Origin of the sequence: Aeromonas sp. HMWF017, from assembly GCF_003061465.1 — a bacterium.
In the GTDB taxonomy this organism is placed as follows: Bacteria; Pseudomonadota; Gammaproteobacteria; order Enterobacterales; family Aeromonadaceae; genus Aeromonas; species Aeromonas veronii.
Genome location: NZ_QAJD01000152.1, coordinates 12,500 through 37,647, shown reverse-complemented (window position 1 = coordinate 37,647; position 25,148 = coordinate 12,500). Strand labels below are relative to the sequence as shown.

Genomic DNA, 25,148 nt, shown 5'->3' with positions numbered 1-25,148 from the left:
GTTTGTCTGCTTGCTGCAAGCAGGGTCAAATGATCTCCGATGCCTACCGTCAGGCTGTTGCACGCTTGTCTTTCAAATAAAGCCGCTGGTCACATATTGTTTGCGCCCTTCTGTCACTGCGGCCCGCGGGAGAGCATGCGTAGGCGTTCGTTTTTTGTCTTAATGATTGAGATAGATATCTTGCTCTGCATAGGCCAGCAGAGGTGTGCCGAGGTTAGTCCGTTTCGCGCCAAAGAAGCGGGTGAGTACGCCAGATTGCTGTCCCAGTCGCTGCAGCTTGACGTGATCCAGCTCGATCTGCTCGGGTAGCCAGGTAAATACGGCGGCGCAGTGACCATTGCCCAGACTGCGCTCCAGGGTTTGCTGCCAGTTCTTGATTTTGGGGCTATGTACCACCAGCACTCTCTTGGGATCGATACCTCGCTCTTCCAGACGGCTGACTGTGGGGCGTCCCGGCGGGGCGATCAACAAGATCCAGCCGGTATGAACCTCCCCAAGCTTTGTCAGCTCGCTCAGAAACTGATCATCAGACTGGATAGTCACACCATAATGAGCCAACTCCGCTTTGCAGGCGGTTCTGGTGGGCCAGGGCTTGCTCATGACACGATTCATCGCAAAGGGCAGTGAGTGCAGGGGCTGGTTCATATATTGGTTTCCTGTATGAATATCCAAGCTGTATGCACATACAGTAGTTCTATCCTGTGACAGTGACAAGGTGTTTTTGCTGAAAAATGTGATGGTGTTGGCATGTGTCGTTAGTAACGTTATGTTTTTAAACGTTATTTAATATAAAACTGACTGGGCGTTTTTCGTACTATGGACAAACCCTGAGTAACCGCCCATGGTTATACAGGTCATTTACAGGAGGTGCCGCTATGGATATCAGTACCTTGCAACGTCTTGATGCCAACATCTTGCTGGGCATCATCAATGAGAAGCTAAGGCTTGAGTGTGACGGGTTGGAGGAGTTACTGGCCTATTACGATATGAGTGAAGAGCAGTTGGCAGGGCGTCTGGATCAGATTGGGTACCATTACGATCCATTGAGCAATCAGTTCAAGGCACATCTTTAAGGGTGCAATGATTGCTTCATATTTATACGGTAATTTTTCAGGCACATTGAAACCGGTTTCAATGTGCCGTCTTGCTGCCTATTTTCAGGGATTTTCAAGGCTTGGCAATCTCTGAAAGCCTATTCATGCCAGAATATTTTTATTGTTTCATTAAGTTGATGATAATAAAGGGAATGTTTGTTTTTATGCGATCAGTTAAAGGAAAGGGTTTTCAAGCTTTTTAGGCTGTTTTTATCGGTTAAAGTGTGACTTGCGTTAACTTTTAATTCTGCCGCTTTAGTTAGTATTCTCACGCCGGTACATATTTTGAGATAACAACAGCGCCGGTCCCGCAAGCGGGATAACAATTTTATTTGTAACGAAGGAATATGGTTTATGGCTACCAAGAAGAAGACAGACCAGGATCTCCAACTGGATAAAGATCAGCTCAAGGCGAGTATCGTGCGTCACCTGCGTTCTACCTTGGGAACAAGCGAACAGAAAGCCTCTCCCGAAGCGTGGTGGAAAGCCACTGCTGCGGCTGTCAATGAACAGGTGTACGAGCGCCTGACCCGCACTCAGCAGACTCATTTCAAGAAAGATACTCGTGCGATTCACTATCTCTCTGCTGAATTCCTGATGGGACGATTGACTTCCAACAACCTGCACAACCTCTCCCTCTACAAGACTTGCGAAGAGGCGCTGGGCGAACTCGGTCTGGAACTGACCGACCTGTGCGAACAAGAGCCGGATATGGCACTTGGCAACGGCGGCCTGGGTCGTCTGGCTGCCTGCTTTATCGACTCGCTGGCCACCCTGAACTATCCGGCGGTTGGCTATGGTATCCACTACGAACACGGTCTGTTCCGTCAGGAAATCCAGGATGGCCGCCAGATCGAGCGTCCGGACTCTTGGCGTGAATATGGCAACCCCTGGGAGATCTGCCGTCCCGAGTCTGTGCAAGAAGTGCCGCTCTATGGCTACGTCGAGACCGTGTTTGGTGACAATGGCGGCCTGAAGAAGGTATGGCACGCCGGTCGCAAGATTAAAGGGGTGCCTTGGGATATTCCGGTGGTCGGTTTTGGCGGTCACACCGTCAACATCCTGCGTCTGTGGGAATCCCGCGCCTCCGAGTTTTTCGACTGGGACGTGTTCAACGCCGGTGGTTACATCGATTCCCAGGCTGAAAAAGCCCAGGCCGAGACCATCTCCAAGGTACTCTATCCGAACGATGAGACCGATGCCGGTAAAGAGCTGCGTCTGATCCAGCAGTACTTCTTCTGTGCTTGCTCCATCAAGGACATCATGCGCCGCTACAAGCGGGTCCATGGCCGTGACTTCAGCAACTTTGCCGCGCAAATTGCCATTCAGCTCAACGATACTCACCCGACTGTCGCCATCCCGGAACTGATGCGGGTGCTGGTTGACGAGGAAGATCTGAATTGGGATACCGCCTGGGCCATCTGCTATCAGGTCTTCTCTTACACCAACCACACTCTGCTGCCGGAAGCGCTGGAGAAGTGGTCGGTCAGCCTGTTCGAGAAAGTACTGCCTCGCCATCTGGAGGTGATTTACGAGATCAACGCCCGCTTCCTGAACGAGTTGGTGGAGCCCAAGTGGCCGGGCAACGATGCCATCAAGGCCAAGCTCTCCATCATCGAAGAGGGAGCCGTGCGCAAGGTTCGCATGGGCAACCTGTGCGTGATCGGTTCGTCCAAAGTGAACGGTGTGGCCGAGATCCACTCCAAGCTGGTGAAGGAAGATCTCTTCCCCGAGTATGCCGAGCTGTGGCCGGAAAAAATGTGCAACGTGACCAACGGGGTGACCCCGCGTCGCTGGCTGTTGGCGTGCAACCCGGAACTGGCTGGCCTCTACAACGAAGTAGTGGGCAAGGAGTGGCCACTGCAACTGGACAAACTGCGTGGGGTGGTGAAGTTTGCCGACGACAAGGCGTTCCAGCAGCAGTTCATGACCATCAAGCGTCACAACAAAGAGAAGCTGGTCAAGGTCATCAAAGACGAAACAGGTATCGATGTCAGTGCCGAGGCGATCTTTGACGTTCAGATCAAGCGTCTGCACGAGTACAAGCGCCAGCAGCTGAACCTCATTCACATCATGGCACTCTATCGTCGTCTGCTGGCCAACCCGGACTATGACATGCACCCACGCGTGTTTATCTTCGGTTCCAAAGCGGCGCCCGGTTACAAGCTGGCCAAAGACATCATCTATGCCATCAACAAGCTGGCGGATCGGGTCAACAACGATGCTCGTATCCAGGGCAAGCTGAAAGTGGTGTTTATGCCGAACTACCGCGTGAGTCTGGCCGAGAAGTTGATCCCGGCGGCAGATGTCTCCGAGCAGATCTCCACTGCAGGTTATGAAGCATCCGGTACTGGCAACATGAAGATGGCACTCAACGGTGCAATCACCATCGGGACGCTGGATGGGGCCAACATCGAGATCGCTGAAGAGGCGGGTGCCGAAAACTGTGCCATCTTCGGTCTGAACGTGGACGAAGTGAAATCGCTGAAGGCGCGCGGTTACAACCCGTACGACTTCTACTATGCCAACTCCGAGCTCAAGGCCGTGCTGGACTGGTTTGATACCGACTATTTCACGCCGGGTCGTCCAGGTGAGCTGGCCTCCATCAAGCGCTCCTTGCTGGAAGGGGGAGACCCTTACCTGACTCTGGCGGACTTCCAGTCCTACTCGGATGCACACAAGCTGATCGATACCTGGTATCGGGATCCGGCACTGTGGGCGAAGAAGGCCATCATCAACTCGGCCACCATGGGCAAGTTCAACTCCGACCGCTCTATTCAGGACTATGTGGATCGGATCTGGGATCTGAAGGCCTGCAACATCGGCTAATCGGATTCATAAATGAGAAAACCCCCGCAATGCGGGGGTTTTTGTTGATTGGGGGGAGGTGGATCAGAGGATGTTGCCAACGAAGTAGGCCAGCAGGGCGAGCAACACGGTAAAGACCACGTTCAGAGCCATACCGGCTTTCATCATCTCCCTCTGGCGGATGTGGCCACTGGCAAAGACGATGGCATTGGGCGGCGTGGCGACTGGCAGCATAAAGGCACAGGAGGCACCGATAGCGATTAGCACAGACATCACCACAGGTGATACCCCCAGCGCCTCGGCGACACCGGCAAACAGGGGAACCAACAGTGCGGCGGTGGCGGTGTTGGAGACCAGTTCGGTCAGGAATACCACGAAGGCGGCCAGCATAAGCAACACGACAAAAATGTTGGCGTTGGAGAGCACGGCCGACAGATGGCTAGCCAGGAAGGCGCTGGTACCAGTGGCCTTGAGAATGGCGCTCAGGGTCAGACCGCCGCCAAACAGCATCAGCACGCCCCAGTCGGTGTTCTGGTTGACGTCATCCCAGCTGGCGACACGGCTGACCACGATGGCTACGATGGCGCCCATGGCAATCAGGGTGTCGAGTTGCGGAATACCGCCAAAGGCGTTGGAGATGGGTTGTGAGCCGATCCAGAGCACAACGGTGGTCAGGAAGATTGCCAGCGTCACTTTACGCTCGCGGGTCCAGTTGATGGTGACATCCTGGATCTCGACGCGGTGGCTGAGACGCGGGCGGGTTACCAGATAGAGCAGGGCAATGCCGCAGGGCATCAGGATCAGCACGACTGGAACACCGAATTTCATCCAGTCAGTGAAGCCAATCCCCATCTGGGCGGCTGCGATGGCGTTGGGCGGGCTACCCACCAGGGTACCGATGCCGCCGATACTGGCGCTGTAGGCGATCCCCAGCAATACGAAGACGAAGGTGGCGCGCTCTTTTTTGCTATCGAGGCGTGCCAGCATACCGATCGCCAGTGGCAGCATCATGGCGGTGGTAGCGGTGTTGCTGATCCACATCGACATGGCGGCTGTGATGGTAAAGAGCAGGATGACGCCCCAACCCAGATGACCATTGGCCAGGTGCATCACCTTGCCTGCCATCAGGGTATCCAGTCCCTGTTTTGAGAGGGCTGCCGCGAGGGCGAAACCGCCAAAAAAGAGGAACAGGATCGGGTTGGCAAAATCGGTGAGGGATTTGCTCATGTCAAACACCCCGAGCACGGTAGCCAGCAGGGGTACCAGCAGCGCGGTGATGGTGACGTGCAGTGCTTCGGTCAGCCAGAGGATGGCGATAAAGACCAGAATGCCCAGCCCCTTGTTGACCATGGGGTCAAACGGGAGCCAGGCGAGCATGGCACAAAGTAGCAAAACATCCAGGATGACGATCCCTGATTTGATGTCCAGCCAGCGAGATGGAGCAGAGGGTACAGCTGATGTGTGCATAATGTTCTCTCGGTTAATTTATGGTTGTTTTTGTGTTGCCGAGATTACATCCATTCACTTGTTTGAAACAGACTCACATGTTGAAAATCAGCCTCTACTCACATACTCATTGATAAAAATGAGGAAATGAACACATAAATAAAACATGTGCGAAATATAAATCAAACATCCATGAACTGTTCCAGCCATTGTTTGAACATGCTCTTGGGCAAGGAGCCATTTGTCTGGTTCACCAGTTTGCCCTGTTTGAAGATCATCAGGGTGGGGATGCTGCGAATGGCGTAACGGGCGGCAATGGTGCTCTGTTGCTCGGTATCGACTTTGACAAAGCGAATCCGTGGTTCGAGTTCATGGGCAACCTCATGAAATACCGGAGCAAACTGCTGGCAGGGGCCGCACCAACTGGCCCAGAAATCGACCACGACCGGGATATCTGAGTTGATCAGGGTATCGAAGTTATCCGCCTTCCCGAGGCAAGGGGTCTGGCTGAACAGGAGGGCTTTGCAGCGCCCGCATTTGGCAGATGTATCGATATGGGTAACGGGCAGGCGGTTCCTGGTAAAGCAGTGGCTACAATAAGTAGTGATAAATGACATAATTGGTTCCTTCTAAATCAGCTCTGGCCGGGGATATGATGAGAAGCCAGAATGAAGCAATCGCGAAACAATAGCGAAATATCAGAGCAATAACGGTAACACAGTGCCCAGCGGGAGTGGATAATTCCCCCAGGGTTCATTGCCTAACCGGATAATTCAGCGACCACCAGATGAGAGTCGAGACGGGATGAATAAAGGATCACGGAAAAACCGTGCTGTGCCAGGGCTGATCGTTGCCTTGCTGCTCGCCTTTTCGGGCTACTGCTGGCAGTCGCTCAGTCAGCAGCAGCAGGCCCACGACCTGAATGACGCGGCCGAGGTGGTGCTGAACCGGATCAACGCCGATACCGTCTATCTGCTTGGGCGGGAGCAGGCCAATGACAGCAATGTCCAGCAGCGCCTGAACCAGTTATCCATCACCCTTGACGGTTTTGTACGGGAAGTCAGAAGCGATCCCGAGCTGGTGCAAGACGATCTCTCCCAGGCACTGCTTGAGGACATGGACACCTATCTGATGGCGCTGGCCAGGCTTCATGCCATTGAGATGGCTATCGAGTATCTCAATGCGCCCCTGCAGGCCCAGATTAAAAAGGTGCGGGGGATAAGCCCGTCAGACAGTGCGCTTCATCGCGACCTGGAGGAGCTGGCGCAACTGAGCAACTATCTGCAGCGCAGTTGGGACAAACGTGAACAGACTACGCTGGACCAGCTGCAACAGCAGTTGCAATCCCGTTATGGCAACTTGCCGGAGATCGCTACCCTGATCCGCCTGAGCAAGGAGATGAGCCAGCAGGTGATAGCCTATCACACCTTGCGTTACCAGCTCATCGACATGCATGTGATCGAGAGTCTGGTGCGCTGGAAACTCGACAAGCTGGAGCGCGCCTCCTCTTTGATGAACCGCTTCTATCTGATGGTGTTGTGCGGGGCCTTGATCTGCTTTGCGCTGGTGGCTTTCACTCTGTGGCGCCGCAACCAGAAGCTGAGCGAGTTGTCGCGCCAGACCGGCTTGCTGGCCCAGGCCAAAAGCGATTTTCTGGCCAACATGAGCCACGAGATCCGCACCCCCATGAATGCCATCATAGGTTTTAGCTCGCTGGCACTGCAGACCGAACTGGATCAGCAACAGCGGGACTATCTGGGCAAGATCAAATCCTCATCCGATACCCTGCTGCTGCTGATCAACGACATCCTTGATTTGACCAAGGTTGAGTCAGGCAAGCTGACGTTGGAGGAGATCGACTTCGATCTCAGCGAGCAGCTCGATTCGCTGGCGGGCATGTTTGCCGATCTGGCGGAGCGCAAACACGTGGAAGTGGTTATTCGCAAGTCACCGGAGGTGCCGGTCTTCTTGCGTGGGGATCCCCTGCGATTGGGGCAAGTGCTGGTCAATCTGGTGAACAACGCCATCAAGTTTACCGAACGCGGTGAAGTCGAAGTCTGCATCGAGCTGGCCAATCCTCACCCAATGCGGATCCGCTTCAGTGTGCGCGATACCGGCATCGGCATTGCCGAAGAGAAGCAGACCCAACTGTTTCAAGCGTTTACCCAGCTGGAGGCGGGCAATACCCGCAAATATGGCGGCTCGGGTCTTGGGCTCAATATCTCCCAGCGGCTGGTGGAGCTGATGGGGGGGCGGATCACCGTAAAGAGCAAGCCTGGCGTCGGCTCTCTGTTCAAGTTCGATATCCCGATGGCGCAGGCGGTCTACGGCGTCGCTGGACGGAAAGTCTTCTTCGAAAACCAGCCGCTGGTGATGGTGATGGATGACAACGAACTGGTGCTGGATCTGGCCCGGGACATTCTAACTCGCGCGGGAGTGCGGGTGCTGCCGGTTAACTCCCTTTCCCGTGCCCGTCAGCTGCTCCGTGAAGAGGGACCGAATCTGCGGTTGGCGATCCTCGACTGGCGCATGGGTCAGGAGGATGGGCTCGATCTGGCGCTGGAGATGTATCAGCACAGTCAGTGGCGGCGGATCCCCATCCTGATGATCAGTGCTTGGGCCAGAGAGGGGCTACACGCCAGGATGGACAGCATGGGGCTGACTCATTTTCTGCCCAAACCGATGACCGAAAATGCTCTGCTGGCCAAGGTGGACGAACTGCTCAACGGCAGCTCCTACGAGCTCAACCTGCGCAAGGCCGAGGCACAGGGGGATCAGCAACACTTCAAATCTCTGTTGCAGGGTACCCGAGTGCTGTTGGCGGAAGACAACCGGGTCAATCAGCAGCTCATCATCGAATATCTGCGGCGCGTCGATGCGGTAGTGTGTGTGGTCAGCAATGGTCGGGAGGCGGTGGAGCGGGTCGCCGAGCAGCCTTTTGACGTGATCCTGATGGATTTGCAGATGCCGGTGCTGGACGGACTCGATGCCACCCGCCAGATCCGCAAGATGGTCGACAAACACGATGTGCCCATCATTGCCCTTACCGCCAGTGCAATGCCCGGTGACAAGGAGCGTTGTCTGGGGGTGGGGATGAATGGTTATGTCACCAAGCCGGTGAGCAAGCTGGATCTCTACAACAACCTGCTGCAGTGGGTAAAGCCGCAAGGGGTAGAGCAGGCGGGGATCATGGAGGTTAAACCGCCGGATATGATCGGGATCCTCGATCTGCAGGATGCCCTCAAGCGGCTGGAGCAGGACAAGGAGGCATTGCAGATCCTGTTCAAGCTGTTCATGTCGGAACACAAGGACGATCTGTGGGAGATCCGCTCCGCCCTGCGCCGTCAGCAGCCCGAGGTGGCCAGCAAGCTGCTGCACACCCTCAAGGGGGTGTCTGCCAATATCTCGGCGGCCCGTCTGCAATTGGTGGCTGGCGAGCTGGAGTGGCGCTTGCGGCAAAACGAGGTGCTAAGCGAGACGGATCTGGAGCAGTTGCAACAGGTGTTCAGCCAGACCCGGGAAGAGGTGTCACACTTCCTGTTGACCGGTGAGCAGCATGAAAATTCGTATAATCCCTATTCATCAGGGGATGATCGCATGTCACAGTGAATTAAATAGTAATTATTCTCAACCATCCCGGTTCGGGATATGATGAGCTTTCGTTCGAATCGCCTCCAGCCGGAGGCGATTGTTTTCATTCTTCTATTTCTGCGTGGCTTCTCTGATGGCGGCTCCTTGGAGCGGTCACGGGCAGAGAGCGCTAAAGGTTGGTGGTGTGAGCGTATTTCTACGATTGAGCTGGTTTTTCAAGGAGCAGTGGCCCCGTTATCTGGCTGCCATCTCCCTGCTACTGATGGTAGCCCTGTTGACCGTTATTCCGCCCAAAGTGGTGGGCTGGGTGGTGGATGGCATCACCAAGGGCGGTCTCGACAATGGTACCCTGATGCGCTATCTGGCGGGGCTGTTTGGCCTGGGTGTGCTGATTTATCTGCTGCGCTACGTCTGGCGGGTGATGCTGTTTGGTGCCTCTTACCGTCTGGCCTATGTGTTGCGCAATCGCCTTTTCAGCCATTTCACCCGGATGAGCCCCGATTTTTATCAGCGCCACCGTACTGGCGATTTGATGGCCCATGCCACCAATGACATTCAGGCTGTGGAGATGACCGCTGGCGAAGGGGTGCTGACTCTGGTGGACTCCATCATGGTCGGGGTATTGGTGCTCTCCATCATGTGCAGCCAGTACTCCTGGCAGTTGACGCTGGTCTCCTTGCTGCCGCTACCGGTGATGGCCTATTTCATGAACCGCTTTGGCACCCAGATCTACACCCAGTTCAAGGCTGCGCAAGGGGCCTTCTCCAAGCTCAACAACAAGACCCAGGAGGCCCTTTCCGGCGTGCGGGTGTTGAAATCCTATGCGGTTGAATCGCTGGAAGATGAAGGCTTTGCCGAGCTGACCAAACAGGCGGGGGAGCGCAATATGGCGGTGGCCCGCATCGATGCCAAATTCGATCCGGTCATCTATCTCTGTATCGGTTGCTCCTACTTCCTCGCGGTGGCGGGGGGCAGTGTGCTGGTGCTGCGCGATGAGCTGACTCTGGGTGAGCTCACCAGCTTCACCATGTACCTCGGCCAGCTGATCTGGCCGATGTTTGCCATCGCCTGGCTGTTCAACATCATCGAGCGGGGCAGCGCCGCCTACTCCCGTATCGAAAGCCTGCTGGGGGAGCGCAGCGATATCGAAGAGCCCGCCCAGCCGGCCGCGTTTACCTCTGCCTTTCCTTTGCAGATCAAAGGGGTGAGCTATCAACTCGAGCAGCGCACCCTGCTTGCGGATATCGACGTTACCCTCAAGCAAGGGGGGATGCTAGGGGTGGTGGGGCGCACCGGGGCAGGCAAGAGCTCCCTGCTCAAGCTGTTGATGCGCCTTGCCAATCCGACTCACGGTTCGATTGTCATGGGTGGCGTTCCGATTGACCAGCTGCCGCTCGCCACATTGCGCAGCCAGTTTGCCTATGTGCCGCAGGAGCCATTCCTGTTTTCCACCACTATCGCCGCCAATATCGCCCTCGGCAAACCCGATGCGAGCCGCGAGGAGGTCGAACGGGTGGCGCGCATTGCCTGTGTCCACGATGATATCGTGCGTTTCCCCAAGGGCTATGAGACCGAGGTGGGGGAGAAAGGGGTGACCCTCTCCGGCGGCCAGAAACAGCGGCTGGCCATTGCCCGTGCCCTGCTGCTGGATGCGCCCATTCTGGTGCTCGATGATGCGCTCTCGGCGGTGGATGCCCACACCGAGCAGCAAATTCTGCATGCCCTCAAAGCCCATCGTCGCACCCTGATCTTGGTCAGCCATCGCATGACGGCGGTGGAGCAGGCCGACGAGATCCTGGTGCTGGAGCAGGGGGCCGTCAGTGAGCGGGGTCATCACGGTACCCTGATGGCGCACAATGGCTGGTACGCAGATATGGTGCGTTACCAGCGTCTCGAAGAAGCGGTGGAGGAGAGCCTGTGAATCCGACCATTAAACGACTGCTCGCCTACTGCGCCCAGTATCCTCGCTGGCTGCTCCAGGCGGGGATTTGCCTGCTGCTCGCCACCGGCGCCGAAGTGGCCGGGCCGCTGCTGATCAAGCTCTTTATTGATGACTATCTGGCGCCTCGCAATATCGTGCTGCCCACCATAGCCCTGATTGCAGCGGGCTATCTGTGCTTGCAGGTACTCTCGGCGGCGGGCTTCTATTTGCAATCCTTGCGCTTCAATCGCATCGCTCAGGCGGTGGTGCAAACCTTGCGCGAGCAGGTGTTTGCCACCGCCATCCGCTTGCCGGCCCGCTACTTTGACAAGCATCGCTCCGGCTCGCTGATTTCCCGCATCACCAACGACACCGAGGCGATCATGAACCTCTATGTGCAGGTGATCGGCTTGCTGGTGCAAAAGGTGGTGCTCTTGTGCGGCATCCTCATCTCGATGGCGCTGCTGGATCTGCGGCTGATGCTGGTCTGCTCCCTGTTGCTGCCCGCCGTGGGCGGGGTGATGTGGCTCTACCAGAAACTGAGTGTGCCGGTGGTGCGAGCGACCCGCAGTCTGCTCTCCGACATCAACAGCCGCCTCAACGAGTCGCTGCAGGGGATGCCGGTCATTCAGGCGATGGTGCAGGAGCGCCACTTTGCCAACGCCTTTGCCGAGGTGAACCAGCAGCACTGGTCGGCACGGATCAAGAGCCTCAAGATCAACGGCATTTTGCTGCGTCCGCTCATCGATCTCTTCTACATGATGGTGCTGATCGGCCTGTTGGCGCTGTTTGCCCATGAGGGGGGGAGCCACGCGGGTGCTATTCAGGTGGGGGTGCTCTATGCCTTTATCAGCTATCTGGGCCGGATGATCGAGCCGCTCATCGAGATGACCAACCAGCTTAACCAGTTGCAGCAGGCGATGGTGGCGGGGGAGCGGGTCTTTGCCCTGCTCGATGAAACCCGCGAGAGCACCGAGGGCGAGCTGCGCCCGCTGGAAGGACGGGTCAGTTTCGAGCGGGTGAGTTTTTCCTACGATGGTGAGCAACAGGTGCTGCGGGAGGTCAGTTTTGCCGCAAAACCGGGCCAGATGCTGGCACTGGTGGGCCATACCGGCAGCGGCAAGTCCACCATCATCAGCTTGCTGATGGGCTTCTATCCGCTGGATCAGGGGCAGATCCGCTTCGATGATCACGCACTGGATACCCTGTCGCTGGCGGCGGTGCGCCGCAGCATCGGGCTGGTGCAGCAAGATCCCTTTATCTTCGTCGGCACCCTGGCGGAGAATCTGCGTCTCGGCCGGGCCGGAATAGACGAAGCGCGGCTCTGGCAGGCGCTGAGCGAGGTGCAGCTGGCCGAGTTTGTGCGCAGCCTGCCACAGGGGATCAACACCCTTATGGAAGAGGGGGGCAAGAACCTCTCCGCCGGTCAGCGGCAACTGCTCTCCTTTGCCCGTGCACTGGTGGGAGATCCGCGCATCCTCATTCTGGATGAAGCGACGGCCAGCGTGGACTCCCAGACCGAGTTGGCGCTGTCGCAGGCGATCTCTGCTGCCCGTCGTGGTCGCACTACCATCGCCATCGCCCACCGCCTCTCGACCATCGTCGATGCGGACGAGATCCTGCTGCTCTCCCGCGGTCAGGTGAGCGAGCGGGGCAGCCACAGCGAGCTGATGGCCCTCGGCGGCCATTATGCCCAGCTGTTCGAGATGCAGAGTCAGGGGGCCTGGCTGGAAGAGAAGCGCGCCTGAGCGGCACATTTGCTGTAACAGCGACATGAACGAGAAGAGGGAACCGGTGTGGTTCCCTCTGTTTTTTCGGGTTGGGCAAAAGGTCGTAAGCGTGATCCCTGTGCTTGTCGAATGGCGCAGATGCAGGCAACATGTTGTTTACATTAACTCATCGGATCAGTTCGCATATGGATTTGCAACGCTTCAAAGCCAATCTGGCGCTCCGGCTGTTTGCCTGGCGCTACATTCCCGTCATCGGGTTTTGTGCCCCGATCATCGAAGAGATGAACGCCAAGGCGCTGCGCATTCGCATTCCCCTTGGCTGGCGTACCCGCAATCACCTGGGCAGCATGTATTTTGGCGCACTGGCGACCGGCGCCGATCTGGTAGGTGGTCTACTGGTGATGGAGAAGGGGCGGCAGCGGCGCAAGAAGGTGCACTTCGCCTTCAAGGATGTGCAGGGGGAGTTTTTGAAACGACCGGAGGGGGATGTGCAGTTCGACTGCGCAGCGGGGGAGGAGATTGACGCCATGATCGATGAATCGCTGGCAAGCGGTCAGCGCATCAATCGCCCCATCCGGGTGGTAGCCACCTGTCCGTCATTGAACGGGGATGAGGCGATGGCGCGTTTTGTGCTGACCCTGTCGATCAAGGCCAGCTAGCGGGTTGCCGGAGAGAGGCTCCCCGAAACGGGTTTAGCCAATCTCCGGGCTGACGCCCTCTTTCACCACGACCTTCATGCCGTTGAAGTTGACCACCTGTTCGGCCACGATCTTGCAGCGCTTGCGGGTCTCGACCTGACCGTCCACCTCGACCAGCCCTTCGGCAACGAGGGCTTTGGCGGCGCCGCCACAATCGGCCCACCCCTGATGTTTGATAAGGTCACACAAGGCAACGAAGGGGTGACCTTCGAGCAGAAACGTCTCCATGGGAAATCCTCTAGATGGATGAATGCCGGATACAGCAGGGCGACTATTTTAGGCAGTTCGCTCAGGCAAAGAAAGGAAGAGGGACTAGTCGCTGTGAAAAAGTGGCCGATTGTTCTTGAGGTGGCGCTTTCGCAAGTCCTGATGGAGAGGTGAGAGGGCCACCCGTGACGTATCGTGACGCACCTCGTCCCTGCTGGTGTGCCCACACTATCCCCTAACTGTTAGGATCGGGCCACTCTCAATGGCCCAAGGAACTTTCCATGACACTCTCCCGCCTGCTGCTGGCATGCAGCGCCCTGACTCTGTGCGGTGTCGCGCAGGCCAGTACTCCGGTGCAGGTCTCGCTGCCCGGGGTCAATTTGCCCGCGTCCCATCAGGTGGAAGGCGCGCGCGCCTCGCTGCTCTACGGTCGGACCGGTCAGGTGAAGGGTATTGATCTGCCAATCTTCGCCCTCTCCGATGTGGATCAGTTCAGCGGCCTGCAGCTCGGGATTTTCCTCGGTGCTGGTCGGGTGCGTCACCAGTTTGGCGGGGTCGCCATCAACGCCATCAACTGGCACGAAGGGCAGGATACCGGCGTCAATCTGGGGCTGGTCAACCTGACCAACAATGTACAGGGGCTTAACTGGGGAGCGGTCAATATCGCCAAGGGCAATGCGCTGGCCAACGTCGGCTTCGTCAACTATGCCGAGCGTACCACCTTCCAGATTGGCTTTATCAATGCGACCAAGCACCTCGATGGCTTGCAGATCGGGCTGGCCAACTATGCCGCCAACGGCGTTTTCCCCATTTTGCCGCTGGTGAACTTCCAGAAATCGTTCTGACCAAGGCAGTTCGCTTTGCGTTAAAGACATCTGCTGATTACCCTGTGCCTCTTGCAACTTGTGACAGGCAAACAGAGGTAATTGATGACGGCAGGGCAAATTAGTGCAATCGGGATCGGCTGGGATGTGCGTGGCTGGCAGGGCAGTGCCCAGGCGGTGGCCGTGGTGGGCTGGCAGGCCGACTCCAACCGCCTGCACTGGCTCGGGGTGTCGCCGCTGTTTCGTCTTAGCTCGCGGGTGGCGCCGGATCTGGCCGCTCTGCTGCGTCCCGCCCTGCAAAACGAGCTGACCCTGATGCAGGTAGAAGCCTGCCCGCAACTGGCGCTCGGTATCGATGCGCCGCTTGCCTTTCCCCGTGCCTTGCGGGATCTGCTAAATGGCCAGCCACATAGCTGCGCCGCTCCCGAGCGTGAGATAGACAACCCCTACGCCTATCGCGACTGCGAGCGCTGGCTGTATCAGCAGTACGGCAAGAAGCCGCTGTCGGCCACCTTCGACCGGCTTGGCAACAATGCCACCCTGGCGCTCTCCATGCTGCCGCGGCTCTCTGATCTGCAACTGGTGCCGACCGTTGCCCCGAAGGCCAGTCGTGCCGTGCTGGAGGTCTATCCGGCATTGGCCAAAGTGGGCGGCAAGGCCTCCCCGGCACGGCCCGAGCTGGCGGCCTTACTGCCTGCGGACGTGCTGGTCGGCACCGATCGCTACGATGCGGTGCTCTGCGCCCTGATGGCGCTGCAATATGCCGCTGGTGGCAAGGTGACGGTATTGCCTGAGCTGATTTCGCCACCCAGTGACATGCCTTGTGATGAGGGATGGGTCTATCACTTTGCCCGTCATGCTGTAGAGCACAACGGCATGTGACGACGGGGACGCGGCACATCATGGCGCCGCTCACCCTGTGGAGGCGGGCCAAATGGCGCAAAAAACCTGTCTTTAGTCAGGAAATTGCCTGTTCATCCCGCGCCAAGGTGGCGCATCGTTATCTTCATCCGATATATTGCCCACCTTGCTGATCCTTTGCTGTGGTATTCCCGATGAAATCCGTTCTCTCTATTCAGTCCCACGTGGTCTTTGGTTGTGCCGGCAACAGCGCGGCCGTCTTCCCCATGCGCCGCCTTGGTATGGATGTATGGCCCATCAACACGGTGCAGTTTTCCAACCACACCCAATATGCCCAGGGGTGGCAGGGGATAGCGATGCCGGCAGGCCATATCAGTGCGCTGGTGAAAGGATTGGGTAATATCGAGGTGTTGAGCCAGTGTGATGCCGTGCTGAGCGGTTACCTTGGCTCCGCCGAACAGGGAGACGAGATCCTGACCGTGGTCAACGCCGTCAAGGCGGCCAACCCGGATGCCATCTACTTCTGCGATCCGGTGATGGGTCATCCGGAGAAGGGGTGTATCGTCGCTCCCGGCGTCACCCGTTTCCTGACCGAGCAGGCGTTGCCGGTGGCCGACATGATGGCCCCCAACCTGCTGGAGCTGGAGACCCTCTGTGATACCTATCTGGCTGATCTGGATCAGACCCGCGCGGCTGCCCATCAGCTGCTGGCCCGCGGCGTCAAGCTGGTGCTGGTCAAGCATCTCGGTCGTGCGGCGCAGGACTCCAGCCGCTTCGAGATGCTGCTGGCCACCCCGCAAGGGGATTACCTGATTGCCCGTCCGCTTTATGACTTTGCCCGCCAGCCGGTGGGGGTTGGCGATCTTATCAGCGCCCTGATGCTGGCCAATTTGCTGGCCGGCCACGATGCGGTCAGCGCGTTCGAGCGCACCAACGCCTCGGTGGATGCGGTGCTGCAGGAGACCTGGCGCCAGCAGGCTTACGAGTTGCAACTCATCGCCGCGCAAGATGCCTTCGCCCTGCCAGAGGTTGAAGTGCGAGCGGTGAAACTGCCCTGAGTCAACGCGGACTCTCGTCTATCCCGACAAGGGGATGCAGATGAAAAAGGCTTGCCAATGGGCAAGCCTTTTTACTGTTTGCCTATTTAGTGCGGCAAGCAATCAGATGCGGGGATGGCGGAGGCGATAACGCTCAGCCATGGCATTGGCCGCTACCATGGCGGCGTAGACATCCTGTTCACTCACTGTCATCGGCATGTTGCCCATGGTATCGAGGGGATCGCAGGCCAGCTGCGCCACCTTGCGCCACTCGTTTTCATCAAAGTGGGTGAGTCCCAACTCTTGCAGCGTCATGGGCAGACCTGCACAGTCGATGATGCGAAACACCTCATCAAGTTCGTGTTGCGGGGCGCGCTCAAGCACGAGTTGGGTCAGCAGGCCGAAGACTACTTTCTCGCCATGCTGGGCGCGATGGAGCTCCGGGATCAGTGACATGCCGTTGTTGACGGCATGAGCGGCGGCCAGTCCACCGGCTTCTGCGCCGACCCCGCTGAGGTAGATGGTGGCCTCGATAACCTGCTCAAGCGCCGGGGTCGAGACATGGTGGCGTATTGCATCCATGGCCAGCTCGATGTTTTCACCAAGCAGCTCGTAACAGAGCTTTGCCAGACCAAGGCCTGTGCGTGAAGGGCGCTTGCCGACCAGATTGAGCCCGTCCGCCCGATAGCAGGCGCGCGCCTCGAAATAGGTGGCCAGGGCATCGCCAACGCCTGCGGAAAAGAAGCGGGGAGGGGCGGCGGCAATGATGGCCGTGTCAGCCAGCACCACGTCCGGATTTTGCGGCAGGAACAGATAGCGCTCAAATTCCCCCGTCTGGTTGTAGATCACCGCCAGTGCCGTGCAGGGGGCATCCGTGGAGGCAATCGTCGGGAACAGCACAACCGGACGGCGCAGATAGAAGGCCACGGCTTTGGCGACGTCCAGCGTCTTGCCGCCGCCGATCCCGACAATCACGTTCGCACCATATTGCTCTGCAAGGTGGGTCAGGCGGTGGATCTCCTGTTCGGTGCATTCGTAGCGAAACTTGTCGACCACTCCCCTGAGACCTGCCTGCAGGAGCCCCGCCAAAGCTTCTTCCCGTACCCGCTCCAGAATGAACTCATCGCTGATGAGCAACGCATAGTCACCAAAATCTTTAACGTGCTCATGGAGTTGCGGGAGAAGGTGTTGACCGATGATGAACTTTTTGGGGGAGGTAACTGTACGGGGCAAAGTGGGCATCCATTATTCCTCAAGGCAGTGAATAACATAAAATAGATTATCAAATGGGTCTCTTACGATACGCCTGATGAGGCAATAGATGAAGAAGAAAAGGGGGGTGTTTTAATCATTAATTAATATTTCTATTTATTTGGCTGTATTTTGGGGCGGCGATTGGCGGTGTTGAGGCATACAGGAGCAATGGCTCTATCGTGGCAATTTGTTGCAAGCCATATTGCTGCAACAAACAGTCACGCAGCAACAAGCAGGACCGCTTGGGGCGGCCCTGCTGTATGTGGATAAGGGATAGGAGATAGTCAGAGCAGTTTGTAGAAGATTGCGGTTGCTGCAAGGGTGCCATCGGCGTTGCGTGCAAAGCTCGGGATCTGGCCCGCCTCCAGATAGCCGAGTTGACGATAGAGGTGGGAGGCCACATCACCGGCGCGAGTATCGAGCTCCAGCAGCGAACGGCCCGCGGCATGGGCGCCTTGTTCCAAGGCCTGCATCAGCGCACGACCGACACCTTTGCCTCTCGCCGTTTGCAGTACCATCAGTTTTTCCACCTCGGTCCGGTGGCGACCGTTGGCCTTGCCACAGAGCGCGAGCTGAACCGCTCCCACGAGCTGTTGTTGCTCAAGGGCCAGCCACAGCTTTCGGTGACCTGCCACAAGATCCGCTTCAACTCCTTGCCAGTAGCGGGTAGATTCCTCCGTGGTCAGCGGCGGTAAAAATCCGACCGAGGCGCCGCTATCGACACAATCTTGCAGCAGGGTGATGAGCGCACTTTGGTAGGTCGCTGTGCTATTAACTTCCACAATGTCCATCTGACATCCTTGTCGTTGCGTTGCTATGTGGCTGATTGCCACCGTTGGTTCATATGAGGTGGGTACGTATGCTCGCCGCGAGTACGGCTTGTCAGCGGATCAGCCCCTGCTCAACCAGCCAGACAAACAGCAGGCGGGAGACGGGGGAGAGCTCATCGAGGTGAGAGCTGTCGAGCCAGCGCAGCTCGGCAATTTCGGCCGATGCGATCGGGGTGCCGCTCGCTTCGCCGGTGTAGCAGCGCAGTCTCACCTCGACACCTGCCGGTTTGCCATCGGCCTGAGCGTTGAATTCGCAGGCAAAGCGCAGGGTGTCGGGTTGCAGGGTGACAGCCAGCTCCTCCTCAATCTCGCGGATCAGCGCCGCCTCGTCGCTCTCGCCCGGTTCCCGCTTGCCGCCCGGGATGTAATAGATGCCCTTGCCGTGGGAGCGGGCGCAGAGCAGTTGCTGATCTTTAAAGGTGAGCCAAGCGAGTTTGTCGATCATCTGTTTTCTCTCCAATGGGGTTGCCGTGATGAGCAGTGGCGCACTCAAGCGCACAGTTGTTTTGCATGCCGGCAGCCTAACAAAGATGAAGTTGAGTCCCAAGGAGAAAGAGGGGAGATGCCGGAAACGCACTGTTTCCAGCGCGGTGACCGCGTAGCTGAATGAGTGCGCAATGGCTGGTTCACCACAGCCTTCTCGTCCCTAAAAAAGCGGACTGGCGCACATCACGACAGGGCCGGACTGGGCGAAGGCGGGGTCCTTGTGGTTTAATCTTGCCACTTTAGCGGTAGTAGGCGACGAGCCTGCTACCTTGCGTTGGCAAGATGCAGGTGAGCAAGATGCAGATAGCAGCAGAGAGCAAGTTTATCGGACTCGGGGTCGCGGGTAATTTCGCCGGTCATCTGGAGCAGGCGGGTGAAGCGTCGGACTTCGTAGCGGTCGTGGTGCGTGATACCACGGCGCCCAAGGCGCTGTTCCCCTTCTTCGTGCCGGGCCATCCGTGTCAGCTCGGGGTATTCCCGTTGAGCGACAAGGCGATCTTCCTGCCGGAAGCGGCAGTCAGTGGTGACGAGAAGGTGCAGATCGAGCCGGAAGTAGCCCTCTGGTGCGAGCTGGAGTATGCCGGCAACCAGGTGGTGGCGATCCATCCCCGCGCCTTTGGTGCCTATAACGATTGTTCCATCCGCCGTCCCAACGCCAAGAAGATCAGCGAGAAGAAGAACTGGGGCGAAGAGAGCAAGGGGTTGGCGGCCAACCTGCTGCCGCTTTCCGGTTTTGCCGCCGGTTGCGAGCTCGATGACTATCGCATCGCCTGCTATCTGGAGCGCGATGGCGAGCTGCACTCTTACGGGGTAGACAGCGCCGCCATCGACTACAGCTACTTCCACGGCAAGCTGCTCGACTGGACCATCGGCAAGTTCAACCATCAGCAGGATGAAGGTCCGGCGGAGCACATTCAGGGGCTGCTGGCGCAGGCGGGGCATCCTCCCCACGCGCTCATCAGTATCGGCGCCACCCGTTATACCCCGTTTGGCGAGACCCACTTCCTCAAGCCCGGCGACACCTCCTGTGTGGTGGTCTATCCGGGCAGCCGTTATAGCGAAGCGGATATCCGCGAGGCGATCCGTACCCGCAGCTTTGGTGCCGATGTGTCGGTGCTGCTGCAAGCGGTGCAGGCGCGCTAATCAGATTGGCCCGCGGGGAGGCCACAGCCATCCTGCGGGCTGCAACAAAGAGTCATTGATGAAGATTGATACTGCAACGCGGGCCGATTATCCGGCCCTGATCGAGCTGTGGGAGGCCTCTGTTCGGGCGACCCACCACTTCCTGCCCGAGGCCGAGATCCTGGCTCTCAAACCGCTTATTCTGGAGCACTACTTCGATGCGGTGACACTGCACAGTGCCCGCACAGAAGAGGGGCGCATTACGGGTTTTAGCGGAGTGTACGAGGGCAAGCTGGAGATGCTGTTTGTGGCGCCGGCGGTGCGCGGCAGTGGCGTGGGTCGCCGGTTGGTGGAACATGCCATCGGCCAGTGCGGCGCGACGCAGGTTGACGTCAACGAGCAGAACGAACAGGCGGTGGGTTTCTATCTGAAGATGGGGTTCACAGTGACGGGTCGTTCGCCGCTGGATGGTCAGGGCAAGCCCTATCCGCTGCTGCATATGGCGCTGGCGCCGACCTGATCGTGCCCGATGAGGCGCAGTACCCATAAACCAACGGGGGATGGCATCAGCCATCCCCCGTTTTTTGATCGTGTTTGTTACTTGCTGGCGACCTTGTTCACCACCTTGATCAGCTGATAGCGCAGAGAGGGGGCATCGGCCGGCACATCGGTGAGCTGCTCCTTGCTGACAGTGAGCTGATAGCGGTAACCCGGCTCGAACTGGAAACCTTCAATATTCTGGTAGAACAGCGTCCAGGGCTGCTGCTCATCACTGCGAACCTGCATGCACTGCATCGGGCCAACTCCGACGCAATCGACCAGCTGGCTGTTGATATAGAGGGTCTCCCCCTGTGACGGGGCGGGGGCGCTCTGGCAGGCGGTCAGCAGCAAGGCTGCGCTGATAAACAGTGGTTTCATAATGGACTCCTTAACGCGAAAGGGGGCATTAGAGCGGCAAACAAAAAGGCGGTCAATGACCGCCTTTGTAACAAACCATATCAACGCAGTGGTTAGCGCTGCTCGAGCGGAGTGAACTCGCGCAGTGGGTGACCCACGTAGAGCTGGCGTGGACGACCAATCTTGCTGTCCGGGTCTGAGTGGAACTCGTTCCAGTGCGCAATCCAGCCAATGGTGCGGGAGATGGCGAAAATCACGGTGAACATGCTCATCGGGATGCCGATCGCCTTCATGATGATGCCGGAGTAGAAGTCTACGTTCGGGTAGAGTTTCTTCTCGACGAAGTAGGGGTCGGAGAGCGCAATACGCTCCAGCTCCATGGCGACGTCCAGCAGCGGATCCTTGATCTGCAGCTCGGTCAGTACTTCGTGGCAGGTTTCGCGCATCACGGTGGCACGGGGGTCGTGGTTTTTGTAGACACGGTGACCGAAGCCCATCAGACGGAACGGATCATTCTTGTCCTTGGCCTTGGCGATGTACTCGGGGATGCGATCCACCGAGCCGATCTCTTCCAGCATGCGCAGGCAGGCTTCGTTGGCACCACCGTGGGCCGGTCCCCACAGGGAGGCGATCCCCGCGGCGATACAGGCGAACGGGTTGGCACCGGAGGATCCAGCCAGACGAACGGTGGAGGTGGAGGCGTTCTGCTCGTGATCCGCATGGAGGGTAAAGATACGATCCATGGCGCGTTCAACGATGGGGTTGACCTTGTACTCTTCGGTCGGCACGCCAAACATCATGTGCAGGAAGTTACCGGCATAGGAGAGGGCGTTACGCGGCTGCATGAACGGCTGGCCGATGGAGTACTTGTAACACATGGCGGCCAGAGTCGGCATCTTGGAGAGCAGACGGAAGGCACAGATCTCGCGATGCTGCTCGTTGTTGATGTCGAGGGCATCGTGATAGAAGGCGGAGAGGGCGCTGACTACACCGCACATGATGGCCATGGGGTGGGAGTCGCGACGGAAGCCGCGGAAGAAGAAGGCGATCTGCTCGTGCACCATGGTGTGGCGGGTGACCAGGCGTTCGAATTCGGCATATTGGGCCTTGGTCGGCGCTTCGCCGTACAGCAGGATATAGCAGACTTCCAGATAGGTGGCCTGGGTGGCCAATTGGGCGATGGGGTAACCACGGTGCAGCAAGACACCCTGATCCCCGTCAATGTAGGTAATGGCAGATTTGCAAGAACCGGTCGCCATAAAACCGGGGTCAAAGGTGAAATACCCCTGTGATCCCAATTTTCTGACATCGATGACATCCGGGCCGATGGTGCCGGAGAGGATCGGCAGTTCGACCGGATCTTTTCCGGGCAGGTGTAGGGTGGCTATTTTATCAGCCATAGCACGTCTCCTTTGCTCTTTATAATTTGGTTCCAGTCCTACTCTATTACGACTTTTATGACGCTGGCAAAGGTTGTTACCCATACCGAAGTGGCTGGAGCGCCTTATTTGAAACAGAGTTCCTTATCAATGTCAATTTTGCTGAAACCCCATTAATGGTATTAATGAAATGTTAAATTAAATATGCGATCGAGTTTGCGGTTTTGTGTTTTCTTTGTAGCTAATTGATTGTCTTCGGTTAAGGCCGCCGATATACTGCGCCACGTGGGTCATGGCTGCGGGTGTTTGAAACGCTTTGGCAAAGCCTGATGTGAAACCGAAAACTCGCGTTTTGGCTTTTTCAGAGTGTTTTGGTAACAAAAAACCAACAATCACCATTCCGTGCCCTCAAGTGTGAGTTAAAACAATAACTAACGTGCTCAATGGAGCTGAGTGGGCAAGCGTGAAAAACAAACAGAGACCGGTCAACCTCGACCTACAGACGATCAGCTTTCCTGTCACTGCCATTGCATCCATCCTGCACCGTGTTTCAGGGGTCATTACCTTTGTTGCACTGGGCATCTTGCTGTGGATGCTTGGTACTTCACTCGCCTCTCCCGAAGGGTTTGAAACCGTGGTTGCCATCATGGACAACTTCCTGGTCAAACTCGTGCTGTGGGGGATCCTGACTGCGCTGGCATACCACATTGTGGGCGGCTTGCGTCATCTGGTCATGGATATGGGCTATTGGGAAGAGCTGGAATCCGGCAATCAGAGCGCCCGCGTGGCCTTCGTGATCACCGCGATCCTGGCTGTATTGGCGGGAGTGCTTGTATGGTAACCAATTCTGCAACCTTCGGGCGCAGCGGCGTTCACGATTACATCCTGATCCGCGCTACCGCCCTCATCATGACCTGTTATGTCCTCTATCTGGTGGGCTTTGTCGCGTTCAACGACATCACCTACGAGGTGTGGGCAGGCTTCTTCGCCAAAACATTCACCAAGGTATTCACCCTGTTGACCCTGCTCTGCGTACTGATCCACGCCTGGATTGGTCTGTGGCAGGTGCTGACTGACTATATCAAGCCGGTAGGGCTGCGCGGGGCGCTGCAATTTGCCCTGGTCGTGGTGCTGTTTGTCTATCTGATGACGGGTTTCGTCGTGCTGTGGGGTGTGTAAGGTGACTATTCCAACTCGTGAATTTGATGCGGTGGTGATTGGTGCCGGTGGTGCCGGTATGCGCGCCGCACTGCAGATTGCCCAGTCCGGCAAGAGCTGCGCTCTGTTGTCCAAGGTTTTTCCAACCCGTTCTCACACTGTCTCCGCCCAGGGCGGGATCACGGTTGCGCTGGGCAATGCCCACGATGACAACTGGCAGTGGCATATGTATGACACGGTAAAAGGTTCCGATTACATCGGTGATCAGGAAGCCATCGAGTACATGTGCAAAACCGGCCCCGAGGCTATCTATGAGCTGGAGAACATGGGGCTGCCCTTCTCCCGTTTCGACAACGGGTCTGTCTACCAGCGTCCGTTTGGTGGTCAGTCCAAGAATTTCGGTGGCGAGCAGGCTGCCCGTACTGCCGCTGCGGCCGACCGTACCGGTCACGCCCTGCTGCACACCCTTTACCAACAAAACGTCAAGAACAAGACCACCGTCTTCTCCGAGTGGTATGCGCTGGATCTGGTGAAAAACCAGGATGGCCATGTGGTGGGTTGTACCGCCATCGACATGGAGAGCGGTGAAGTGGTCTACTTCAAGGCCAAGGCCACCGTGCTGGCGACTGGCGGTGCCGGTCGTATCTACCAGTCCACCACCAATGCCCACATCAACACAGGTGACGGTGTCGGCATGGCGCTGCGTGCCGGCGTCGGCGTGCAGGATATGGAGATGTGGCAGTTCCACCCGACCGGCATCGCCGGGGCAGGGGTGCTGGTAACCGAAGGCTGCCGTGGTGAAGGTGGCTATCTGCTCAATAAAGATGGCGAGCGCTTCATGGAGCGTTACGCGCCAAACGCCAAGGACTTGGCCGGTCGCGACGTGGTGGCCCGCTCCATCATGATCGAGATCCGTGAAGGCCGTGGCTGCGATGGTCCCTGGGGCCCGCACATCAAGCTCAAGCTGGATCACCTCGGCAAAGAGGTGCTGGAATCCCGTCTGCCGGGGATCTGCGAACTCTCCCGCACCTTCGCCCACGTGGATCCGGTCAAAGAGCCGATCCCGATCATTCCGACCTGCCACTACATGATGGGCGGCGTGCCGACCAACGTGAATGGCCAGTGCCTGACCCAGGACAAGAACGGCAACGACGTGCCGGTGGTCGGTCTGTTTGCGGTGGGCGAGATTGCCTGCGTCTCGGTGCACGGCGCCAACCGTCTGGGCGGCAACTCCCTGCTGGATCTGGTGGTGTTCGGCCGCGCTGCCGGCATGCATCTGGTCAACACTCTGGGCGAGATGGAGCACGGTCGTGATGCTTCCGAGTCGGATCTGGATGCCGCACTGGCCCGCTTCAACCGCTGGGAAAATTGCCGTGACGGTGAAGACCCGGTGCAGATCCGCAAAGACCTGCAGCGCTGCATGCAGAACAACTTCTCCGTATTCCGCGAAGGTGCGGCGATGGCAGAAGGGTTGGCCGAGCTCAAGGTTATCCGCGAACGCCTCAAGTCAGCCCGTCTGGATGACACCTCCAAAGAGTTCAACACCCAGCGCATCGAGTGCCTGGAGCTGGACAACCTGATGGAAACGGCGTTTGCCACGGCGGTTGCCGCCAACTTCCGTACCGAGAGTCGCGGTGCTCACTGCCGCTTCGACTTCCCGGATCGCGACGATGAGAACTGGCTGTGCCACAGCCTCTATCATCCGGACACCGAGTCCATGACCCGTCGCGCTGTCAACATGTCACCCAAGACCCGTGAGGCGTTCCCGCCCAAGGTCCGGACTTACTGATTGCGGAGCCAGCCCT

Annotated in this window: 23 protein-coding genes; 14 read left to right on the top strand and 9 right to left on the bottom strand. The window is 57.7% G+C overall.

Features of this window, described 5'->3' with window-relative positions; genetic code table 11:
* Positions 1-159 precede the first annotated feature (159 nt).
* Positions 160-645 (bottom strand): cell division inhibitor, encoded by a 486-nt coding sequence (locus DBR30_RS16245; RefSeq protein ID WP_108541683.1) that lies wholly within the window; start codon positions 643-645, stop codon positions 160-162.
* 230 nt (positions 646-875) lie between these two features.
* Between DBR30_RS16245 and DBR30_RS16240 the strand changes: the two genes are divergently transcribed.
* Positions 876-1,073, top strand: coding sequence for a DUF4250 domain-containing protein (locus DBR30_RS16240; protein ID WP_005333612.1), 198 nt, complete (start codon positions 876-878; stop codon positions 1,071-1,073).
* Positions 1,074-1,448: 375 nt separating this feature from the next.
* Positions 1,449-3,923 carry a glycogen/starch/alpha-glucan phosphorylase gene (locus tag DBR30_RS16235; protein WP_108541682.1) on the top strand — a complete coding sequence of 825 codons (2,475 nt, stop codon included), beginning with the start codon at positions 1,449-1,451 and terminating at the stop codon, positions 3,921-3,923.
* Between the two features lie 63 nt (positions 3,924-3,986).
* Here DBR30_RS16235 and DBR30_RS16230 read toward each other — a convergent pair whose 3' ends face one another.
* Both DBR30_RS16230 and trxC read right to left on the bottom strand, forming a co-directional pair.
* Positions 3,987-5,369, bottom strand: coding sequence for an SLC13 family permease (locus DBR30_RS16230; RefSeq protein WP_108541681.1), 1,383 nt, complete (start codon positions 5,367-5,369; stop codon positions 3,987-3,989).
* 161 nt (positions 5,370-5,530) lie between these two features.
* Entirely contained in the window at positions 5,531-5,965 is a 435-nt protein-coding gene (gene trxC, locus DBR30_RS16225) for a thioredoxin TrxC (protein ID WP_107684910.1), read from the bottom strand.
* Positions 5,966-6,152: 187 nt separating this feature from the next.
* Here trxC and DBR30_RS16220 point away from each other — a divergent pair, with 187 nt between their 5' ends.
* The 4 genes from DBR30_RS16220 (at position 6,153) to DBR30_RS16205 (ending at position 13,249) form a co-directional block, all read left to right on the top strand.
* On the top strand, positions 6,153-8,957 hold the full coding sequence (locus tag DBR30_RS16220; protein WP_108588433.1) for a hybrid sensor histidine kinase/response regulator: 2,805 nt from the start codon (positions 6,153-6,155) through the stop codon (positions 8,955-8,957).
* A 166-nt stretch (positions 8,958-9,123) separates the two neighbouring features.
* Complete coding sequence (locus DBR30_RS16215) at positions 9,124-10,860, top strand: ABC transporter transmembrane domain-containing protein (RefSeq protein WP_108541680.1); 1,737 nt, start codon at positions 9,124-9,126, stop codon at positions 10,858-10,860.
* Complete coding sequence (locus DBR30_RS16210) at positions 10,857-12,608, top strand: ABC transporter transmembrane domain-containing protein (RefSeq protein ID WP_108541679.1); 1,752 nt, start codon at positions 10,857-10,859, stop codon at positions 12,606-12,608. The genes DBR30_RS16215 and DBR30_RS16210 overlap by 4 nt, the downstream gene beginning before the upstream one ends.
* A gap of 167 nt (positions 12,609-12,775) precedes the next feature.
* The gene (locus DBR30_RS16205) at positions 12,776-13,249 is read left to right on the top strand and encodes a DUF4442 domain-containing protein (protein ID WP_005352552.1); all 474 of its coding nucleotides are present in this window, start codon (positions 12,776-12,778) and stop codon (positions 13,247-13,249) included.
* 33 nt (positions 13,250-13,282) lie between these two features.
* Here DBR30_RS16205 and ybcJ read toward each other — a convergent pair whose 3' ends face one another.
* Entirely contained in the window at positions 13,283-13,516 is a 234-nt protein-coding gene (ybcJ, locus tag DBR30_RS16200) for a ribosome-associated protein YbcJ (protein WP_005361116.1), read from the bottom strand.
* Positions 13,517-13,776: 260 nt separating this feature from the next.
* On the opposite strand from ybcJ, the gene DBR30_RS16195 reads away from it, so the two are divergent.
* The 3 genes from DBR30_RS16195 (at position 13,777) to pdxY (ending at position 16,238) form a co-directional block, all read left to right on the top strand.
* Positions 13,777-14,340 (top strand): VC2662 family protein, encoded by a 564-nt coding sequence (locus DBR30_RS16195; protein WP_005333596.1) that lies wholly within the window; start codon positions 13,777-13,779, stop codon positions 14,338-14,340.
* An 84-nt stretch (positions 14,341-14,424) separates the two neighbouring features.
* Positions 14,425-15,201: a DUF429 domain-containing protein gene (locus DBR30_RS16190; protein WP_108588432.1), complete on the top strand. Its 777-nt coding sequence runs from the start codon at positions 14,425-14,427 to the stop codon at positions 15,199-15,201.
* A gap of 173 nt (positions 15,202-15,374) precedes the next feature.
* Complete coding sequence (gene pdxY / locus DBR30_RS16185) at positions 15,375-16,238, top strand: pyridoxal kinase PdxY (protein WP_108541678.1); 864 nt, start codon at positions 15,375-15,377, stop codon at positions 16,236-16,238.
* A 102-nt stretch (positions 16,239-16,340) separates the two neighbouring features.
* Here pdxY and DBR30_RS16180 read toward each other — a convergent pair whose 3' ends face one another.
* The 3 genes from DBR30_RS16180 to DBR30_RS16170 all read right to left on the bottom strand — a co-directional run bounded on the left by DBR30_RS16180 (position 16,341) and on the right by DBR30_RS16170 (position 18,746).
* Positions 16,341-17,459, bottom strand: a complete 1,119-nt coding sequence (locus DBR30_RS16180) for a glycerol dehydrogenase (RefSeq protein WP_108588431.1) — start codon at positions 17,457-17,459, stop codon at positions 16,341-16,343.
* Between the two features lie 296 nt (positions 17,460-17,755).
* On the bottom strand, positions 17,756-18,262 hold the full coding sequence (locus tag DBR30_RS16175) for a GNAT family N-acetyltransferase (RefSeq protein ID WP_108542410.1): 507 nt from the start codon (positions 18,260-18,262) through the stop codon (positions 17,756-17,758).
* A gap of 91 nt (positions 18,263-18,353) precedes the next feature.
* Positions 18,354-18,746, bottom strand: coding sequence for an NUDIX hydrolase (locus tag DBR30_RS16170; RefSeq protein ID WP_075115100.1), 393 nt, complete (start codon positions 18,744-18,746; stop codon positions 18,354-18,356).
* Between the two features lie 338 nt (positions 18,747-19,084).
* Here DBR30_RS16170 and DBR30_RS16165 point away from each other — a divergent pair, with 338 nt between their 5' ends.
* Both DBR30_RS16165 and DBR30_RS16160 read left to right on the top strand, forming a co-directional pair.
* Complete coding sequence (locus tag DBR30_RS16165) at positions 19,085-19,930, top strand: DUF5718 family protein (protein WP_108542413.1); 846 nt, start codon at positions 19,085-19,087, stop codon at positions 19,928-19,930.
* Between the two features lie 58 nt (positions 19,931-19,988).
* Complete coding sequence (locus tag DBR30_RS16160; protein ID WP_108542409.1) at positions 19,989-20,429, top strand: acetyltransferase; 441 nt, start codon at positions 19,989-19,991, stop codon at positions 20,427-20,429.
* A 77-nt stretch (positions 20,430-20,506) separates the two neighbouring features.
* Here DBR30_RS16160 and DBR30_RS16155 read toward each other — a convergent pair whose 3' ends face one another.
* Positions 20,507-20,827 (bottom strand): DUF4377 domain-containing protein, encoded by a 321-nt coding sequence (locus DBR30_RS16155; protein WP_088868807.1) that lies wholly within the window; start codon positions 20,825-20,827, stop codon positions 20,507-20,509.
* Between the two features lie 92 nt (positions 20,828-20,919).
* On the bottom strand, positions 20,920-22,206 hold the full coding sequence (locus tag DBR30_RS16150; RefSeq protein ID WP_005333572.1) for a citrate synthase: 1,287 nt from the start codon (positions 22,204-22,206) through the stop codon (positions 20,920-20,922).
* A 442-nt stretch (positions 22,207-22,648) separates the two neighbouring features.
* Between DBR30_RS16150 and sdhC the strand changes: the two genes are divergently transcribed.
* The 3 genes from sdhC to sdhA are packed head-to-tail and all read left to right on the top strand — an operon-like array spanning position 22,649 to position 25,132.
* The gene (gene sdhC / locus DBR30_RS16145) at positions 22,649-23,026 is read left to right on the top strand and encodes a succinate dehydrogenase cytochrome b556 subunit (protein ID WP_005333571.1); all 378 of its coding nucleotides are present in this window, start codon (positions 22,649-22,651) and stop codon (positions 23,024-23,026) included.
* Positions 23,020-23,364, top strand: a complete 345-nt coding sequence (gene sdhD / locus DBR30_RS16140; RefSeq protein ID WP_005333558.1) for a succinate dehydrogenase, hydrophobic membrane anchor protein — start codon at positions 23,020-23,022, stop codon at positions 23,362-23,364. Before sdhC ends, sdhD begins: the two co-directional genes overlap by 7 nt.
* Before the next feature lies 1 nt (position 23,365).
* The gene (gene sdhA / locus DBR30_RS16135; protein WP_013723668.1) at positions 23,366-25,132 is read left to right on the top strand and encodes a succinate dehydrogenase flavoprotein subunit; all 1,767 of its coding nucleotides are present in this window, start codon (positions 23,366-23,368) and stop codon (positions 25,130-25,132) included.
* The last annotated feature ends 16 nt before the right edge of the window (positions 25,133-25,148 follow it).